This window comes from Streptomyces sp. NPDC104307, assembly GCF_055584045.1.
In genome coordinates this window covers 190368-208259 of sequence record NZ_JBVJMU010000011.1, presented here as the reverse complement: position 1 = coordinate 208259, position 17892 = coordinate 190368, and the positions used below count along the sequence as shown (strand labels likewise).

13 protein-coding genes are annotated in these 17892 nt (G+C 73.0%); 6 read left to right on the top strand and 7 right to left on the bottom strand.

Annotated elements, in window-relative coordinates; genetic code table 11:
* Positions 1 to 60: 60 nt before the first annotated feature.
* Together ACZ601_RS25975 and ACZ601_RS25970 are read left to right on the top strand one after the other, a co-directional pair.
* A complete protein-coding gene (locus ACZ601_RS25975) occupies positions 61 to 750 on the top strand; it encodes a copper homeostasis protein CutC (RefSeq protein WP_469542091.1) in 690 nt (229 codons plus the stop codon).
* Between the two features lie 361 nt (positions 751 to 1111).
* Positions 1112 to 3760, top strand: a complete 2649-nt coding sequence (locus tag ACZ601_RS25970; RefSeq protein WP_469542089.1) for a glycoside hydrolase family 9 protein — start codon at positions 1112 to 1114, stop codon at positions 3758 to 3760.
* A gap of 92 nt (positions 3761 to 3852) precedes the next feature.
* Here the strand turns inward: ACZ601_RS25970 and ACZ601_RS25965 are convergent, their stop codons facing one another.
* On the bottom strand, positions 3853 to 5940 hold the full coding sequence (locus ACZ601_RS25965) for a HelD family protein (protein ID WP_469542085.1): 2088 nt from the start codon (positions 5938 to 5940) through the stop codon (positions 3853 to 3855).
* A 397-nt stretch (positions 5941 to 6337) separates the two neighbouring features.
* Here ACZ601_RS25965 and ACZ601_RS25960 point away from each other — a divergent pair, with 397 nt between their 5' ends.
* Positions 6338 to 6526 carry a hypothetical protein gene (locus ACZ601_RS25960; RefSeq protein ID WP_469542082.1) on the top strand — a complete coding sequence of 63 codons (189 nt, stop codon included), beginning with the start codon at positions 6338 to 6340 and terminating at the stop codon, positions 6524 to 6526.
* A gap of 21 nt (positions 6527 to 6547) precedes the next feature.
* On the opposite strand, the gene ACZ601_RS25955 is transcribed toward ACZ601_RS25960, so the two are convergent.
* Positions 6548 to 8200: a DNA repair helicase XPB gene (locus ACZ601_RS25955; protein ID WP_469542079.1), complete on the bottom strand. Its 1653-nt coding sequence runs from the start codon at positions 8198 to 8200 to the stop codon at positions 6548 to 6550.
* Positions 8201 to 8448: 248 nt separating this feature from the next.
* Here ACZ601_RS25955 and ACZ601_RS25950 point away from each other — a divergent pair, with 248 nt between their 5' ends.
* Entirely contained in the window at positions 8449 to 8874 is a 426-nt protein-coding gene (locus ACZ601_RS25950; RefSeq protein WP_469542076.1) for a hypothetical protein, read from the top strand.
* A 4-nt stretch (positions 8875 to 8878) separates the two neighbouring features.
* Positions 8879 to 9820 carry a hypothetical protein gene (locus ACZ601_RS25945; RefSeq protein WP_469542073.1) on the top strand — a complete coding sequence of 314 codons (942 nt, stop codon included), beginning with the start codon at positions 8879 to 8881 and terminating at the stop codon, positions 9818 to 9820.
* A gap of 15 nt (positions 9821 to 9835) precedes the next feature.
* Here ACZ601_RS25945 and ACZ601_RS25940 read toward each other — a convergent pair whose 3' ends face one another.
* Complete coding sequence (locus tag ACZ601_RS25940) at positions 9836 to 12289, bottom strand: helicase-associated domain-containing protein (RefSeq protein ID WP_469542070.1); 2454 nt, start codon at positions 12287 to 12289, stop codon at positions 9836 to 9838.
* 76 nt (positions 12290 to 12365) lie between these two features.
* Here ACZ601_RS25940 and ACZ601_RS25935 point away from each other — a divergent pair, with 76 nt between their 5' ends.
* Positions 12366 to 13475: a hypothetical protein gene (locus ACZ601_RS25935; protein ID WP_469542067.1), complete on the top strand. Its 1110-nt coding sequence runs from the start codon at positions 12366 to 12368 to the stop codon at positions 13473 to 13475.
* A gap of 421 nt (positions 13476 to 13896) precedes the next feature.
* Here the strand turns inward: ACZ601_RS25935 and ACZ601_RS25930 are convergent, their stop codons facing one another.
* From ACZ601_RS25930 to ACZ601_RS25915, 4 genes are read right to left on the bottom strand one after another with little or no spacing between them, the layout of a single operon-like run.
* On the bottom strand, positions 13897 to 14886 hold the full coding sequence (locus tag ACZ601_RS25930; RefSeq protein WP_469542064.1) for an ABC transporter substrate-binding protein: 990 nt from the start codon (positions 14884 to 14886) through the stop codon (positions 13897 to 13899).
* Between the two features lie 40 nt (positions 14887 to 14926).
* A complete protein-coding gene (locus tag ACZ601_RS25925) occupies positions 14927 to 15769 on the bottom strand; it encodes an ABC transporter ATP-binding protein (protein ID WP_469542061.1) in 843 nt (280 codons plus the stop codon).
* Positions 15766 to 16836 (bottom strand): FecCD family ABC transporter permease, encoded by a 1071-nt coding sequence (locus ACZ601_RS25920; protein WP_469542058.1) that lies wholly within the window; start codon positions 16834 to 16836, stop codon positions 15766 to 15768. The genes ACZ601_RS25925 and ACZ601_RS25920 overlap by 4 nt, the downstream gene beginning before the upstream one ends.
* Complete coding sequence (locus tag ACZ601_RS25915) at positions 16833 to 17843, bottom strand: FecCD family ABC transporter permease (protein WP_440577677.1); 1011 nt, start codon at positions 17841 to 17843, stop codon at positions 16833 to 16835. Before ACZ601_RS25915 ends, ACZ601_RS25920 begins: the two co-directional genes overlap by 4 nt.
* Positions 17844 to 17892 lie beyond the last annotated feature (49 nt).

Genomic DNA, 17892 nt, shown 5'->3' with positions numbered 1-17892 from the left:
CGGCCCGTAGGCTGGCCATTGGACTAGACCTATAGCTGCTTCCTGGAGGATTGGGTTCCCATGAGCAACCGTGCAGTCCTGGAGGTGATCGCTCTCGACGCGGAGGACGCGGTCGCTGCCCAGGCGGGTGGTGCGGACCGGCTTGAGCTGGTCACCGACATGGCGGCGGACGGCCTCACCCCGTCCTGTGCGACCTTCGCGGCGATCCGCGCCGCGGTGGACATCCCCCTGCGGGTGATGCTCAGAGTGGCGGACGGCTTCGCGGCCGGTGACATCGAGGTACTCGTGCGCAAGGCGCGCGAGCTGCGGGCCGAGGGCGCCGACGAGTTCGTGTTCGGCTTCCTGGACGCGGAGGGCCACCCGGACCTCGTCGCGGTCGAGCGGATCATCGCGGAACTCGACGGCTGCCACTGGACGTTCCACCGCGCGATCGACCGCGCCACCGACCGGGACGCCCTGCGCAAGGCCCTCGCGGACCTGCCGGGACTGGACACGTACCTCACCGCGGGATCGGCTGCCGGGGTGGACGACGGCATCCCCACGCTGCTGGTCGAGGCCGCGCGCAAGGGGGAGCCGGGGTACGAACCCCAGATCCTCGTCGGCGGCGGACTCCGCCTGGACCATCTGCCGGAACTGCTGGACGCGGGGATCGACGCAGTCCACATCGGCGGGGCGGCGCGGCCGGGCGGCTGGGCGGGTCCGGTGGACGCGGCGGCGGTACGGGAGTGGCGGGACGTGCTGGACGCGTAGGGCGGCGGGGCCACCGGGGGGCGTTTCCGTGGGTGGGGTCCCGGGGGTGGGGTCCTGCGGGCGCGTTTCCGTGGGTGGGGTCCCGTGGGTGGCGGGGCCGCCTCACCGCACTGCCCCGGCCCCCCGCCCCGTACCCCTCGGGGCGTGCTCTCGCGGCGAGTCTTGTCATGCCCCTGGCGCAACACCCATCTTCGGCTTCACAATGGCGCGACGCGAATGGGAGCGCTCCCACGTCTGTTCGCGTCCGTGCTCCTCCCTTCTCCCCGCTCCTGCCCCCGCCCCGTCTCCCCGCCTCATCTCCCCGCCCCATCTCCCTCCCCGACGGACCGACACCGCCCCACCCCCAACCGAAAGGTTCCCGGTGAACGCCTCATCGCCCCCGCCCCCCGCCGGCCGCGCCCGGCGCCGGAGCCGTGTGCTCGGGATACTGGCCGTCGCCGCGTTGACGGGCGGCGCCCTCGGCGCGCCCGGCGCGGCCGCCGCCGACGATCCGGCCCCCGCTCCCGAGCAGATCACCAACGGCGACTTCGCCGCCGGGACCGCCCCCTGGTGGTGGACGGCCAACGCCTCCGCCGCCGTCACCGACGGCAGGCTCTGCACCCAGGCGCCCGCCGGGACCGCCAACCCGTGGGACGTGATCGTCGGCCAGAACGACATCCCGCTCGTGGCGGGGGAGACGTACACCCTCACCTACACGGCCACCTCCACCGCCCCGCTGTCCATCCACACCAACGTGCAGCAGGCCACCGAGCCGTACGCCACCGACCTCTCCGCCACCGACACGGTCAGCGCGGAGGCCACCCCGGTCACCCACGTCTTCACCGCCGCCGCAGACCGTGACGACGCGCAGGTCGCCTTCCAGATCGGCGGCAACGACGCGGCGGCCACCTTCTGCCTCGACGACGTGTCCCTGCGCGGAGGGGCCGAGCCGCCCGTGTACGTGCCCGACACCGGCTCCCGCGTCCGCGTCAACCAGGTCGGCTACCTGCCGCGAGGGCCCAAGAACGGCACCCTGGTCACCGACGCGAAGACCCCGCTGCCGTGGACCCTCAAGACCGCCGCCGGAGCCACCGCCGCCGCCGGCACCACCGTGCCGGGCGGCGAGGACGCGACCTCGCGGCAGAACGTCCACACCTTCGACTTCAGCGACGTCACCACCACCGGCAACGGCTACACGATCGAGGCGGACGGGCAGGTCAGCGAGCCCTTCTCGATCCGCGCCGACCTGTACGACAGCCTGCGCGGCGACTCGCTGGCGTACTTCTACCAGAACCGCAGCGGCATCGCGATCGACGCGGACCTGGTCGGTGAGGAGTACGCGCGCCCCGCCGGACACCTCGGCGCCGCGCCCAACAAGGGCGACACGGACGTGCCGTGCCAGCCGGGCGTCTGCGACTACCGGCTCGACGTGCGCGGCGGCTGGTACGACGCCGGCGACCAGGGCAAGTACGTCGTCAACGGCGGCATCGCGGTGGCCGAGCTGATGGACACCTATGAGCGGACCCTGACCGCCGACGGAGCGGAGTCCGCCGAACTCGGCGACGGCGCGCTGCGGGTGCCCGAGCACGGCAACGCCGTCCCGGACATCCTCGACGAGGCGCGCTGGGAACTCGACTTCATGATGCGCATGCAGGTCCCGGCCGGTAACCCGCTGGCCGGCATGGTCCACCACAAGGTGCATGACGCCCAGTGGACCGGGCTGCCGATGATGCCCCATCTCGATCCTCAGCAGCGCGAACTGCACCCGCCGACCACCGCCGCCACCCTCAACCTGGCGGCCGCGGCCGCCCAGTGCGCCCGGCTGTTCGCCCCGTACGACGCGGAGTTCGCCGCCCGGTGCCGTACCGCAGCGACCACGGCGTGGACCGCGGCGAAGGCCCACCCGGACATCCTCGCGGACCCGGCCGACGGCGTCGGTGGCGGGACCTACGAGGACAACGACGTCACCGACGAGTTCTACTGGGCCGCGGCCGAACTGTTCACCACCACCGGCGACGAGACCTACCGGCAGGCCCTGCTGGCGTCCCCGCTGCACGGCGACGCCGACGCGGTCTTCCCCGCCGACGGCGGCATGTGGTGGGGCGAGACCGCCGGACTCGGCGTCCTGACCCTGGCCACCGTGCCCAACGACCTCACCCCCGCGCAGCTCACCCAGGTCCGCTCCGTGGTGACCACGGCCGCCGGCCACTACGCGGGACAGACCGAGGACCAGCTCTACGGCGTTCCGTACGCCCCGGCCGGCCAGAACTACGCCTGGGGCTCCAACAGCCAGGTACTCAACAACATGATCGTGCTGGCCACCGCCGCCGACCTCACCGGCGACTCCGAGTACCGCGACGCCGTACTGCGCGGCGCCGACTACCTGTTCGGGCGCAACCCGCTCAACCAGTCCTACGTCACCGGCTACGGCACGCGCGACTCCGAGAACCAGCACCACCGGGTCTGGGCCCACCAGAGCGACCCCGCCCTGCCGCACCCGCCCCCCGGCTCCCTCGCGGGCGGCCCCAACCTGACCGCCGCCACCTCGGGCGACCCGGAGGCAGCGGCCAAGCTCAAGGGCTGCGCGGCCGCGATGTGCTACCTCGACTCCAACGGCTCCTACGCCACCAACGAGGTCGCCATCAACTGGAACGCGCCGCTGGCCTTCGTCGCCTCCTACCTGGACGACGCCGGGGACGGCGCGGGCCCGGCGCCCGCCTGCCGGGTCACGTACTCCTCGCACCCCTGGAACACCGGCTCGACCACCACGGTGACGGTGCAGAACACCGGTACGGAGGCGGTCACCCCCTGGTCCCTGACCTGGCTGCTCCCCGGTGACCAGAAGATCGGCCACGCCTGGAGCGCCGAACTGGTCCAGCACGGACGCACGGTGACCGCCGTACCGTTGTCCTGGAACCGCACGCTCGCACCGGGCACCTCGGTCGACTTCGGGTTCAACAGCAGCATCGCGGGCCCGGCCGCAGACCCGGGCGCGGTGAAGCTGAACGGGAGGGCGTGTACGTCGGGCTGAGCGGGAACGGGGTGCGGGGGCCGCGGTGCGGCCGGGGTGCGGGGGTCCTGACGCCCCCGCACCCCGGGGCCCCGCCCCCGGGCCCCCGCTCCTCAGTCGCCGGAGGGGCTTGAAATGCGGTCCGGGAGCGGCGCCGCGTGGACCACGATCAGGCCCGAGACCGCTCGGGTCAGGGCCACGTACAGGCGGCGCAGGCCCGTCCGTTCGTCCGGTTCGCCGTCGACCACCGCCGCCGGCTCGTCCAGCACCACGTAGTCGTACTCAAGCCCCTTCGCCAGTGACGCCGGGACCAGGGTCAGCCGGGACTCGGCGGTCGTCTCCTCACCGGGGGAGAGGTAGCTGTGGCCCGCCGCCGTCAGGGCGGCCGCCAGTGACGGGATACGGGCGTCGGCGGCGATCAGACCGGTCGAACCCTCGTGCCCGAGGGACTCCTCGCAGGCCGCCACCACCGCCGCGTCCAGCGCGTCCGCATCCGCCGTCCGCCGCACCGACAGCGAACCCGGCGACTCACGCACCGACTCCACCGCCGCCAGGCCCGGCGAGATCACCGGCAGCAGCCGGGACGCGTACGCGATCACGTCGCGCGGCACGCGGAAACCGGCCGTCAGCTCCTCCACCACCGCGTCCGACTTGCCGAGGTGGTGCAGCGCCTGCTCCCAGCTCTGCGTCGACCACGGCGTCGTGCCCTGCGCCAGGTCCCCGAGGACGGTCGCCGAACCGGTCGAGCAGCGCCGGCCCACCGCCCGGTACTGCATGGGGGAGAGGTCCTGCGCCTCGTCGATCACCACATGGCCCAGCGAGTGCGTGCGCGCCACCAGGTCGCTCGCCTCGTCGATCAGCACCGCGTCCGCCGCCGACCACTTCGCGGACTTCACGCTGCGGGCCGGTTTGGTCCACAGGATCGTCTTCTGCTCGTCCTCCGTCAGCAGCCCGTCCGCCTGCGCGGCCAGGAACTCCGGGTCGGAGAGCAGCCGCAGCACCAGCTTCGCCGGTTCGACCGAGGGCCAGACCGCCTTCACCGCCGCCTTCACCGCGGGGTTGCGCGCCACCGCGTTCTGCACCCGGTCGTCGGGCGCCTCGCCCGCCTCCTCCATCCGCACCAGCACGGCGTGCGCGATGCGCTGCGGAAGGGCCTCGTGCGCGGCCCCGTACCGCATGTCGCGGGCCAGCAGCTCGTCGACCATCTCCTCGATCTCGTACGCGGGCACCCGCCAGCGCCGCGAACCGCGCACCACCATCACCGGTTCCGTCGGCGGCGTCACGTGCGAACGGATGGCCCGCCGCAGCACCTCCGCCATCCGGGCATCGCCCTTCACGACGGCGGCCCGCGCCTCGTCCGTACCCCGGACCTCGACGTTCGCCGTCACCAGGTCGTCGACCGTCGCCTGCTTGACCTCCAGCTCACCGAGGGCGGGCAGCACCTGCTCGATGTAGTGCAGGAAGGACCGGTTCGGCCCGATGACCAGCGTGCCGGTGCGGGCCAGCCGGTCCCGGTGCGCGTACAGCAGATACGCGACCCGGTGCAGGCCGACCGCGGTCTTCCCGGTGCCGGGCCCGCCCTGCACGCAGACGGAGCCGCCCAGCTCGCTGCGGACGATCTCGTCCTGCTCCGGCTGGATCGTCGCGACGATGTCGCGCATCGGGCCGACGCGCGGCCGCTCGATCTCCGCCTGGAGCAGCTTGCTGGTCTGCGCCGCCTCTGCCGGGTCGGTGAGGTGCTCGTCCTCGTACGCGGTCAGCTCGCCCCCGGTGTAGCCGAAGCGGCGCCGCTGGCCGACGTCGAGCGGGTCGTTGCGGGACGCCCGGTAGAACGGCTGGGAGACCGGCGCCCGCCAGTCGATCACCATCGGGTCGCCGTCGGCGTCGTGGACGTGGCGGCGCCCGATGTAGAACTGCTCGCCCGCCGCGCCCTCGGCCTTCTCCGCGCCGACCACGTGAAGGTAGTCGAGCCGTCCGAAGAAGAGCGGGGTGTGGGCGAGGTCGGCCAGTGACTTGATGCGGTCGGTGATCTGGGCCTGCAGTACCGCGGCGTTCACCCAGTTCGCCGTGACATCGCGGATGTTCAGGGCCTGGGCGTCCTCGCGCATGGCACGCAGCGCGGCGCGCGAGGCCGACAGATGGGCGCGTTCATGAGCCAGGGGGTCGGTGGTGGTGTCGCTTTCGTGTACGTGCGCGGGCACGGTGTTGCCTCCGGCATTCAACGCAGGACGGCGGACCGCTTCCCGTCCCCGGCCGTTCACCGGGGGCGATGCGGTCCGCTCGGGGATCGATCACGGGTACGCACGAGGGCGCGCGTACGGCTGTCGGCCGGTTTCCGTCCGGTCGGCGGCGCTCCCCCGGCTGCCGGCGCGAGCCCTTGCGGGCTGCCGGTACCACGGTGCGGGAGGCGGGCAGACCGGCGATTGTATCGACGGGCCGGTCCGGGCGCGAACGAATAACCGGAGTACGACCCGGGAGTACGAGCGAAGGGTCCATCCCGTAGGGGACGGCATGGGACCAGAGGGGTAGCCGCGGCCCCGGCACCTTCACCCTGCGGGCCGACGACGTCACCGGCCGGACCGGAGCACCATGGAACACATGAGCACCGTCACCCTGAACCCGCGAAGGACCGGCCCCGCGCACGGCGCGACCGCGGCCACCGGTCACCACCACACCCACCGGGCCGGGAACGCCCTGCGCGCCGCCGGGATCTTCGTACGGGCCGCCTTCGGCGTCGTCGTCCTCGGTGAGTACGCGGAGGAGGCGGGGGTCCGCCGCCCCCGCTGACCACCCGCCCCCGGCCGTCCCTCAGCCGTCCCGGTCGTCCGTCAGCAGCTCGTCCGCGTCGACGATCCGGTACGCGTAGCCCTGCTCGGCCAGGAAGCGCTGGCGGTGGGCCGCGAAGTCCTGGTCGATCGTGTCGCGGGCGACCACCGAGTAGAACCGCGCCTCGTGCCCGTCCGCCTTCGGGCGCAGCACCCGGCCGAGCCGCTGGGCCTCCTCCTGGCGCGAGCCGAACGTGCCGGACACCTGGATCGCGACGGTGGCCTCCGGCAGGTCGATGGAGAAGTTCGCCACCTTCGACACGACGAGCACGCTGATCTCGCCCTCCCGGAACGCGCCGAACAGCTTCTCCCGCTGGGCGTTGCTGGTCTCGCCCTTGATCACCGGGGCGTCCAGATGCTCACCCAGCTCGTCGAGCTGGTCGATGTACTGCCCGATGACCAGGGTCTGCTCGCCCTTGTGCCTGCGCACCAGCGCCTCCGTGACCTTCCGCTTGGTCGCGGTCGTGGCGCAGTACCGGTACTTCTCCTCGGCCTCCGCGGTCGCGTACGCGAGCCGCTCGCTGTCCGTCAGATTGACCCGTACCTCGACACAGTCGGCGGGGGCGATGTAGCCCTGTGCCTCGATCTCCTTCCACGGGGCGTCGAACCGCTTGGGCCCGATCAGCGAGAAGACGTCCGACTCGCGGCCGTCCTCCCGCACCAGCGTGGCCGTGAGCCCCAGCCGGCGCCGCGCCTGGAGATCGGCGGTGAACTTGAAGACCGGCGCGGGCAGCAGGTGCACCTCGTCATAGATCACCAGACCCCAGTCGCGGGAGTCGAACAGCTCCAGGTGTGCGTAGACGCCCTTGCGACGGGTCGTGAGCACCTGGTAGGTGGCGATGGTGACGGGCCGGATCTCCTTGCGGGTGCCGCTGTACTCGCCGATCTCCTCCTCGGTCAGCGACGTCCGCTTCACCAGCTCGTGCTTCCACTGCCGGGCGGAGACGGTGTTGGTGACCAGGATCAGCGTGGTCGCCTTCGCCTGCGCCATCGCGCCCGCGCCCACCAGCGTCTTCCCGGCCCCGCAGGGCAGCACGACCACACCGGAACCGCCGTGCCAGAACCCCTCGACCGCCTGCTGCTGGTACGGCCGCAGCGCCCAGCCGTTCTCGTCCAGCTCGATCGGGTGCGCCTCGCCGTCCACGTAACCGGCCAGGTCTTCGGCGGGCCAGCCCAGCTTCAGCAGCGTCTGCTTGACCTGCCCGCGCTCCGAGGGGTGCACGGCCACGGTGTCGGGGTCGATCCGGGCGCCGACCAGCGGCTGGACCTTCTTCGACCGGAGGATCTCCTCCAGGACGGGCCGGTCGGTGGAGGTCAGCACCAGTCCGTGGACCGGGTGCTTGGAGAGCGTGAGGCGGCCGTACCGGCCCATCGTCTCCGCGATGTCGACGAGCAGCGCGTGCGGCACGGGGTAGCGGGAGTACTTCACCAGCGCGTCGACGACCTGCTCGGCGTCGTGCCCCGCGGCCCGCGCGTTCCACAGCCCGAGCGGGGTCAGCCGGTAGGTGTGGATGTGCTCGGGCGCGCGCTCCAGCTCGGCGAAGGGGGCGATCACCCGGCGGCAGGCGTCGGCCTGCTCGTGGTCGACTTCCAGGAGCAGCGTCTTGTCGCTCTGGACGATGAGGGGTCCGGTCACGCGCTTCGGCCCTTTCTACTGCGGGGTGGCCGTGTACCGGCCAAACGTCCAGTGTGCCGTACGCGGTCGCGGGATGCGGCGGGTGCGGGCGCCCCGGTCCTGACCAGGCATGCTCACGGCCCGTCAGGAACCGGGCTCGGTGGACACCGTGCGCACATGCTCAGTAACTCCTCAAATCGCGGGACGCCTCACCGTCGCGGGCGATATACACGTTTCTCCGGTGGCACAGCGAAGGCAGGAGTGGGGCCATGGACTTGGAACTCGCGGCACTGGCCGGTCAGGCCGCTTCGACGGTGGTCAACGGAATGGCGACGACCGGATGGGAACAGGTTCAGCGGGCGGTGGGCGAGCTGTGGCGCCGGGCGCAGCCCGGTGGGGCGGACGCGGCGGTGCGGGATCTGGACCGGATGCGCGGCGAACTCCTCGCCGCCCGGCGGGACGCGGACGACGGCACCGAGGAGGAGCTCGTCTCCGAGTGGAAGCAGCGCCTGCGCCGGCTGATGGCCGACCACCCGGAGCTGGTGCCCGCGATGGAGCAGCTGATCAACGAGGTGCGGGCAGCCGGCCGGCCCGAGGACTTCCGGGCCCACCGCATCACCATGAAGGCGCGGGCGTCGGGGAAGGCCCGCATCACCATGGCGGGGCGTGACGTCAACATCACCGAGCGCGGGTGACGGTTTGAGCTACTCCCGAGGGAACCCGGGCGGATTCGACGACGACGACGATTACTACGGCGGCGACGACGATGACGACTACGGCGACGGCGGGACCGGCGGGACCCGGATCAACGCGCGGGCGTCCGGGCGGGGCCGGGTCACGGTCGCCGGCCGCGACATCACCAGCACGTACTTCATCAGCGTCTCGTCGGCGGTACTCGTCGGGCTGCTGGGCCTCGCCCTGCTCCTCGGCACGTGGAAGCCGTGGCAGGAGCCGGAGACGGTCGGGAACGGGAAGTCCTCTGACAGCGTGAGCTCTCCGGCGATACCCCCACCGCACCCGGATCCGTCGGCGGACGGCGGAGAGACCAAGGAGCCGGACGACGACCCCAGCACGCCCGCCCCCGACGACAGCCCGACCACGCCCGGCCCCTCGGCCACTACCCCGGACCCATCGCCACCCGCCCCGCCGGACCCGGTGGACGTGGCGTTCGCGTCCGTCCGCGTCGGGACCTGCCTCAACGTGTACGACGAGGGCTGGGGCAAGCTCAACCGGGACCGGCCGTCCGCGGTGGACTGCGGTGCCAGCATCGCGTTCTCGAAGGTGACGATGGTGACGACGGCAGCCTCCGGCTGCCCCGAGGGCGGCGGCCAGCACGGCTGGGGTCATGTGAACGACGACGGGTCCTCCATCGCGCTCTGCCTGGACCGCGTGTTCGTCACGGGCCAGTGCTTCCCCGCCGTCCTCACCAAACAGGCCGACGGCTCGGTCAAGGGCACCGCGCGGCTGTTCAGCGTCTGGGGCTGCGACCGGACACAGGTCCCGAAGGGGCAGAACGCGATCATGGGGATCACGGCGCTGGTGAGCGGCGGCAGCTGCCCCCAGCGGAGCGACCGCCGGACGCTCTCCTGGTCGGTCTTCAACGGAGCGGCCAAGGTCTGCGCCGTGCAGGTGCAGCACTGACCCGCCGGACAGGCCCTACGCCGTCTGGCCGTCCGCGAGTTCCGCGACGCCCGTGATGCGGTGCAGCGGGTACGTGCGGACCTCGTCGGCCGTGTGGTCGTACGCCGTGACGTAGCCGCCCTCGACGCGGACCGGGGCGATGACGCGCTGGCTGGCGGCGCCCTCCGCGTTGACGTAGCCGATCCAGATCGCGGAGCCCGTCATCGCGGCCGCCTGGACCGTCACCAGGGTCTCGGCCGACGTCGTACGCGGCAGTGTGTCCCCGGGCGCCGCGGGGCCGGTGTCCTTGTGGACGACGGTGGCGGCCGTGTCACCGGCCCGGATCGCCCGGACCGCCGCGCCCAGCAGGGCGGGCTCCGGAAGCGGCGGGCCCTCGGGGACCGGGGCGGGGGCCGAGCGGGGCGGGGTGCGGCGGGCGCCCGCGCGGGTGATCAGGACATCGCCGTCGGCGGACTCGGCGGCGGGCGCGTAGCCGAGTTCGCGCAGCCCGTCCAGGAGCGAGACCGGGTCGATCTGGGCGGCGAGGGCCGTCGGGGCGAGGCGGCGCAGCCGGAGGGTGGCCGAGCGCTTGTCGGCGAGGATCTCGTTGAGGACGGCCTCGTCGTCGCAGCGCACGTACGAGGACGCGGTGCCGATCCGCAGGTGGCCGTGGCGGCGGGCGACGTCGTCGATGAGGTAGCTCAGCGGCTGCGGCACCGGCGTACGGCTGTGCGCGGCGAGGAACGCGTGCAGGTCCGCGGCGGACTGCCCGGCGTCCAGGGCGCGCCGTACGGACCCGGGCGTGAACCGGTAGACCGTCGCGCCGCCCTTCGACTCGATGTCCGCGAGCGCGGCGAGCATGTCGGCGAGGGGGCGTTCCAGCGGCCCTGGGGCCACGGCGGTCAGGTCGGCCTGGAGCAGGACGTGGTCCAGGGGCTCCGGGATGAGCGGGGCGAGCTTGGCGGCGGCCGCCGCGGGCCCGGTCGTCAGCAGGGCGCGGGTCTGCGAGGCGAGGGCGCCGCGGCCGGTGATGCCGAGGAGCTCGCACTCGTTCAGCGTCCACAGGGCGATCCGGGACCGCAGGTCGGTGGTGTCCCCGGCGGAGCTGGAGGCGCCGCGCAGCGGGCGTTCCCAGCGGAGCCGGGCGAGCAGCGTCTCCGGTTCCGGGGCGGTGCCCGGCGGCAGCGCGTCGAGCAGAGCCAGCACCCGGTGGCGGACCTCGGGGGCGGCGGAGCGGTCCAGGCCGGGGCCGAGGGTGGACAGGGCGCGGCCCTTGGCGTCCTGGCCGCCCACCAGGCCCGGGGTGCGGGTGGCGGCGAGCCAGGCGGTGGCGAGCCGTACCCAGCGGTCCTCGGCCGGGAGCTCGGTCCAGTCGTCGTACGCGGGGGTCGGCGCGTACCGCTCGTCGGTCTCGCCGTCGGAGGCCAGCAGCCCGGCCGCGTAGGCCAGTTCGATCCAGAACGCGGCGACGGGCTCCGACACGTCCAGCACCGTCGCGGTCTTCTTCAGCTCGCGGACGCTGAGCCCGCCGGCCCGCAGTATGGCGGGGCCGCCGCCGTTCCAGCTCTTCAGGAGCTCCTCGACGGTGGACACCGACAGGAACGCCTGACCGGCCGCCGCGCTGTCCACAGCCTGTGGATCGCGTTCGGCCGCGGCCGCCACGACGGGCGGCAGCGGTTCCGGCACCCGGTGGGCGCGCCCGGCCCGCAGGTGCAGGGCGGCCTCGCGCGGCAGCACCACGGTGCGGGTCGACACCGGCAGCAGCAGCCCCCGGTCGCGCAGCCACTTCACGGGCGGCGTCGGATTCGGCGTCACCTCCCCGTACGGCGGGCCCCAGACCAGCCGGTCCAGTACCGACAGGGCCTCCACGGGGGCGGTGTCCAGCAGTTCGCCCATCCGGGCGCGGTCGGTGAAGAGCGCGGACAGCGAGGTCACCGCGGACACCGGGTCGTAGGTGGCGGGCAGCCCGGCCGAGGTCAGGATCTCCTGGAGCCGGCCCGGCGACATGCCGGCGGTGGCCTCGGAGACGGTCGGGCCGAGACCGGTGGGGGAGGGGTGCTGCGGAGAGGGCGCCAGGAGCTCCCGGGCCGTCCGCACCAGGTGCAGCCGCTCGTCCTCGCCCCAGACGAGAGCCTGTTCGCGCAGCGTGCCGAGGGCGCCGGGCAGCGCGTCCACGATGGCCGCGCCCGCGTCACCGCGAAGCTCGCCGTCGTCCCGGCCGTCGCCGGTGAGCAGCCCCAGCAGGGTGTCGTACGGAGCGGGATCGGGTGCTACCGCGAGTGCTTCCGCGGTCTGCAGGGCGAACCGGTCGAGGTGTTCCAGGGCGCGGACGACGGAGGCACGGGTGCCCGCCCGGGTCGCGAGCTGGGTGATGTCGTTCGGCACCGGGCTGAGGAGGTCGGGCCGGGCGCGCAGCAGCCCGGCCAAGGACTCGTCGTCCCGGGCGCGCAGAGCCTCGGCCAGCGTCCGCGGTGGTGTGGTCATCCCCATCCGTCCCACGGTAGTCGCTCCGGACGGGCCCGAGGGCGCTACCGTCGGTGCAGGGCGGTCAGAGGGGAACCATCGCGTGGGGATCGAGAGCGATCAGCTGGTCTACGACTACCTGAGCCGGGTCGGGGACATGGCACAGCAGCAACAGCTGTCCTCGGGCACCCGGATGAGGCTGGTCTCGGCGCTGCGGGGCGAGATCGACCGGCAGCGGGTGAAGCAGGCCGCGGACACTCCCGCGGCGGTGCGCCGCATCATCGGGAAGCTCGGCACACCGGACGAACTGGTCGCCGCGGCGGCCTCGTCCGCCGACGGATCGGTGCGGCTGCCGCAGTCGCCGGAGGCGGCGCCGGGGCCCGCGAAGACGCCCGGGGTGCCCCGGCCGCGCAGGCCGAAGCTCCGCAAGGACAGCCGCCAGGGCAGCCGGAAAGACAGTTCGCGCAAGGGCGCGTCGGAGCCGCGAGAGGCGCCGGAGGCGCCCGAGGCGGCACCGGCCGGGGGTGCGCCGTCCTCCCCGCACCGGGTCGGCACGGACGAGCTGGGCCCGTCCGGCAGTGAGGCGGACTGGTGGCGCGTCGAACCGGGGCCCTTCGGCGAGTCCGGAGAGTTCGGTGCGGGCACCGAAGTGGCGGGGTTCCGCGGCGGGGTGGAGATCCCGGCGGTGCTGCGTCCGCCGGTTGCGGACGACGAGGACGACGAAGGCGTCGAGGACGAGTACGAGGACGGCGACGGGGAGTTCGAGGAGGAGGACGAGGAGGCGCGGGCCGCGCCCCGGCGGCGGTGGCTGCCCAAGCGGCGCCGTGCCGTGGGCGGCGGGGCCGTGGTCGGAGCGCCCCGCCGCGGCTTCTCGCACCCCGTGCTGCTGCTCGCCGCCGTCCTGCTGGTGGCCGGCGCGGTGATGGACTCCCCGCAGGCGCTGCTGGCCCTGGCGGGCGGCTGGGCCCTCGCGTACAGCTCCCGCAAGCTGTCCCGCGCGGAGGCGAAGTGGGTGGCGATGGGGCTGCCCGGGGTGGTCGCGGCGGGCGCTCTCGTCTGGCTGTGGGGCCGGATGGACGGCCGGTGGGGTGCGCCCATCGGCGACGGGCAGATGGGCCCCGCGATCGGCCAGACCTGGCCGTGGGTGCTGCGGGGCGCGGCCGTGGCCTCTGCGCTCTACCTGGTGTGGCGGGCCCGGAGGCCTCGGGCCTGATGTGCGCGGGTGCGCCTTGCCCGGTGGGTGGGGGGCGGTGCCCCTCCGGGGCGTCTCCTCAAAAATGGCGTGTTCACCCGGGTACGTGAGGGACCCGGGTCGTACGCCATTTTCTGCGGGGACTCCCCTGCACGTCCCCACCCCTGCATCACTCGCGCCTGCAGACGCGAGACGGCCGGGTTCGGGGGCGTGCAGGGGAGTCCCCGCAGAACGACGAACACAGACCCGGGTCCGCTACGGACCCCCCGCACGTTCGTCGTTTGAGGAGACGCCCCGGAGGGACCCCGAACCCCCACCCACGCACGGTGCGAACCTCTCGGGGGACCCGCACAAACAAGCCCGTCCGGCGATTGAGGACGGAACCCCGCACCCCGGAAAGGGGCAAGGCCAAGGGCCCCGCTGCCGCCCGCCCAAGGGCCCGTCAGCCCATCTTCGTCTGGAACTCGTCGAGGATCTGGTCGGCCGCCGTGTAGCCGATGCCCGCGATCCACAGCCGGTCGTCGACCTTGAAGACCTTTCCGTCCTTGGAGGCCTTCAGGTTCTTCCAGAGCCCGCTCTTCATGGTCCGGGTCGTGCCCGCCTTGTCCGGGTCGCCGTAGGTCGAGGTGAAGACGGCGTCCGCGTCCGCGAGGTCGATCTTCTCGGGCGACACGTCGTACGAGAAGCCGTCCTTGGCCTTGTCCGTGATGGCGGGGCGGCCCATGCCGATGTCGGCGAGGATCGAGCCGATGTAGTTCTGCTTGCCGTAGATGCGGATGTCCGCGCCCTCGACGAACCGTACGAAGTTGACGTCGGTGGCCGCCGCCTTCTTCTTGCCGCCGACCGCCTCCGTCACCTTCGCGACGTGGGCGTCGTACGCGGCGATGACCTTCTTCGCCTCCGCCTGCTTGCCGAGCGCCTCCGCGTGGACCTTGAAGTTGTTCTTCCAGTCCGAGCCGGTGGATTCCGTCATCACGGTCGGGGCGATCGCGCTGAGCTGCTTGTAGCGGTCGCCGTCGCGGACCTTGCTGGTGAGGATCAGGTCCGGCTTGAGGGAGGCGACGGCCTCCATGTTGGGATTGGCGATCTCACCGACCTCCTTGATGCCCTTCGTGCTCGCCGCCGGCAGGTAGGCGGGGAAGCCGTCCTCGGTCGCCGAGTGCGTTCCGCCGACGGGCTCCACGCCGAGGGTGAGCGCGGAGTCCAGCTCACCGGTGTCCAGGACCACCACGCGCTTGGGGTGCGCCGGTACCTTCACGTCGCCCATCGCCGTCTTGACGGTGTGCGTGCCGCCGCCCGCCGAAGAGCCGCCGTCGCCCTTGGGGCCGGAGTCGGAGTCGGAGTCGGAGGAGCCGCAGGCGGAGAGTGCGAGTGCGCCGGTCAGGGCGAGTGCGCCGAGGGTGAGGCCACGGCGGCGGACGGAGGTGGCCATGGGGTGCCTTTCGTAGAGGTGGGGCGTGCGGAGTCCGGGTTCAGGACGCGTGCGCGGGCTGCCAGGGCGCCCCGGGCACGACCAGCGGTGAGCCGGTCACCGGGTCGGGGACGATCACCGCTTCGAGGCCGAAGACCTCGCGGACGAGCCCGGCGGTGACGACGTCCTCCGGGCGGCCCTCCGCGACGATCCGGCCCGCCTTCATGGCGACCAGGTGGTCGGCGTAGCGGGCGGCCTGGTTGAGGTCGTGGAGCACGGTCACCACGGTCCGGCCCCGGGTGCCGTCGGCCGCCGGGGCGGCGAGCCGGCGCACCAGGTCGAGGACCTCCACCTGGTGGGCGATGTCGAGGTACGTGGTCGGCTCGTCGAGCAGCAGCAGATCGGTCTCCTGGGCGAGCGCCATCGCGATCCACACCCGCTGGCGTTGCCCGCCGGACAGTTCGTCCACCGAGCGGGAGCCGAGCGCGGTGATGTCGGTGCGCTCCATGGCGTCCGTCACCGCCCGTTCGTCCTCCTGCGACCACTGCTGCCACCAGTGCTGGTGGGGCTGGCGGCCGCGGGCCACCAGGTCGGAGACGGTGATCGCCTCCGGGGCCACCGGGGTCTGCGGGAGCAGCCCGATGGACTGGGCGATCTTCTTCGTGGGGATCTTCGACAGCTCGGTGCCGTCCAGCAGCACCGCCCCGCCGCGCGGCTTGAGGAGCCGGCCGAGCGCGCGCAGTGTCGTCGACTTGCCGCAGGCGTTCGGCCCGACGATGACCGTCACCCGGCCGTCGGGGACGGCGAGGTCGAGCTCGTGGACGACGGTGCGGTCCTCGTACGCGAGGGTCAGCCCGGCCACCGTGAGCCGGCTGGTCACCGCGTCCTGCTGGGTCGTGGTCATGCGTTGCCTCCCCTGCGGCCACCGTGACCGCGGATGATCAGCCAGATCAGGTACGGGGCGCCGACCGCCGCCGTCAGGACGCCCACCGGCAGTTCGGTGGGGGAGAAGAGCCTGCGGGCCAGCAGATCCGCGAAGACGACGATGACCGCGCCGAGCAGCGCGGAGCAGAACAGCGGGATCTGCGCGGTCCGGGTCATCCGGCGGGCGATCTGCGGGGCGAGCAGCGCGACGAAGTCGACCGGCCCGGCCGTCCCCGTCGCCACCGACGCCAGGATCACGCCGAGTGCGACGAGCCCGAGCCGTACCCGGCCGAGGCGTACCCCGAGCGCGGTCGCCGTGTCGTCGTCCATGGTCACGGTGCGCTGTGCGCGGGCCGCCCACAGGACGGCGGGCAGCAGGATCAGGAGTGTCCAGCCGATGGGGGCGGCCTCGTCGTAGCCGCGGCCGTTGAGCGAGCCGGTCATCCAGATCTGGGCCTGCTGGGCGACGAGGTAGTCGCCCTTGGTCAGGAACAGGGTGGTGACGGACCGCAGCGCGATGGCGAAGCCGATGCCGATGAGCACGAACCGGGTGGCGTGCAGTCCGCCGCGCCAGGCGAAGGCGTAGACGAGCGCGGCGGCCGCGACCCCGCCGATCACCGACAGGTAGGGCAGGACGGTGTACGAGGTGATGCCGAACGTCATCGCGCCGACCGTGAGCGCGCTCGCGCCCTGGCTGATGCCGATGATGTCCGGGCTGGCGAGGGGGTTGCGGGCGACGGTCTGGATCAGTGCTCCGGCGATCCCGAAGGCGAGGCCGACGAGCAGCCCGACGACCATGCGGGGCAGCCGCAGCGTGCCGACGACGAGTTCGTCGGCGGAGGGCTTGCCCAGGATCACCTTCAGGACCTCGCCGGGCGCGACGAAGCTCTCGCCGACGCAGAGGTAGGCGACGCAGACGACGGCCAGCAGGACGACGAGCGAGACGGCGACGACGGCGGCCCGGCGGTGCAGCAGGAACCGTCCGCGCGTCCCGACCTTGAGGACGCTGTACCCGGCGGGCCGTACGACGGCCGTGGTGGCGCTCATGCGGGCACCGCCTTCCGGCGCACCAGCGTGACCAGGAACGGCACCCCGATGAGCGCCGTCATGACCCCGGCCGGGACCTCGCTCGGCGGGAAGACGATCCGGCCGATCACATCGGAGACGAGCAGCATCACGGGTCCGATCAGGGCGGCCATCGGGAGCACCCAGCGGTGGTCGCTGCCGACGATCGCTCGGGCGATGTGCGGGACGGCGAGGCCGATGAACGCGATCGGCCCGGCCGCCGCGACGCCGACCCCGGTGAGCACGGTGGCGCCGATGCCGCCGACGATCCGTACGGTCGCGATCTTCTGCCCGAGCCCCTTCGCCATGTCCTCGCCGAGCGCGAGCGCGTCGAGCCCTCGGGCGACGGAGAGCACGAGCACCGTGCCGACCAGCAGGAACGGCCAGATCTGCTGGGCCACCTGGGATTCGCGTCCGGCGATCGAGCCGACCTGCCAGAACCGGAACTCGTCCAGCGCGGACGCCTTCGTCGTCAGTACGGCCATGGTCACCGAGACCAGCAGCGCGTTGATCGCGGCGCCGCCGAGCGCGAGCTTGACCGGGGTGGCGCCGCCGCGTCCGCTGGAGGCGATGGCGTACACCGCGACGGAGGCGATCGCCGCCCCCGCGAAGGCGAACCAGACGTACCCGGTGAGCGTGTGGATGCCCGCGTACGCGATGGCCAGCACCACCCCGACGGAGGCGCCCTGGCTGATGCCGAGGATGCCGGGGTCGGCGATGGGGTTACGGGTGATGCCCTGGAGCACCGTGCCGGCGAGGGCGAGGGCGGCGCCGACCATCAGCCCGATCAGGGTGCGGGGCACCCGCATGTTCCGGATGACCTCTGCGGCGTCGGAGTGACCGCCGTGCAGCAGGGCGTCCAGTACGGCCGACGGGGCGATGGAGCGCGCTCCCACGGCGAGGCTGAGCAGTACGGCGAACAGCAGCGCCAGGACGGCCGCCGCCGTCATGAGAGCGCGTCTGGAGCGGCGTGGTGCGGCGGCTGGCATCGGACCCAATCGAAAAGCGAAGCAAAGTAAGGCTTGGCTAAGTCTAAGC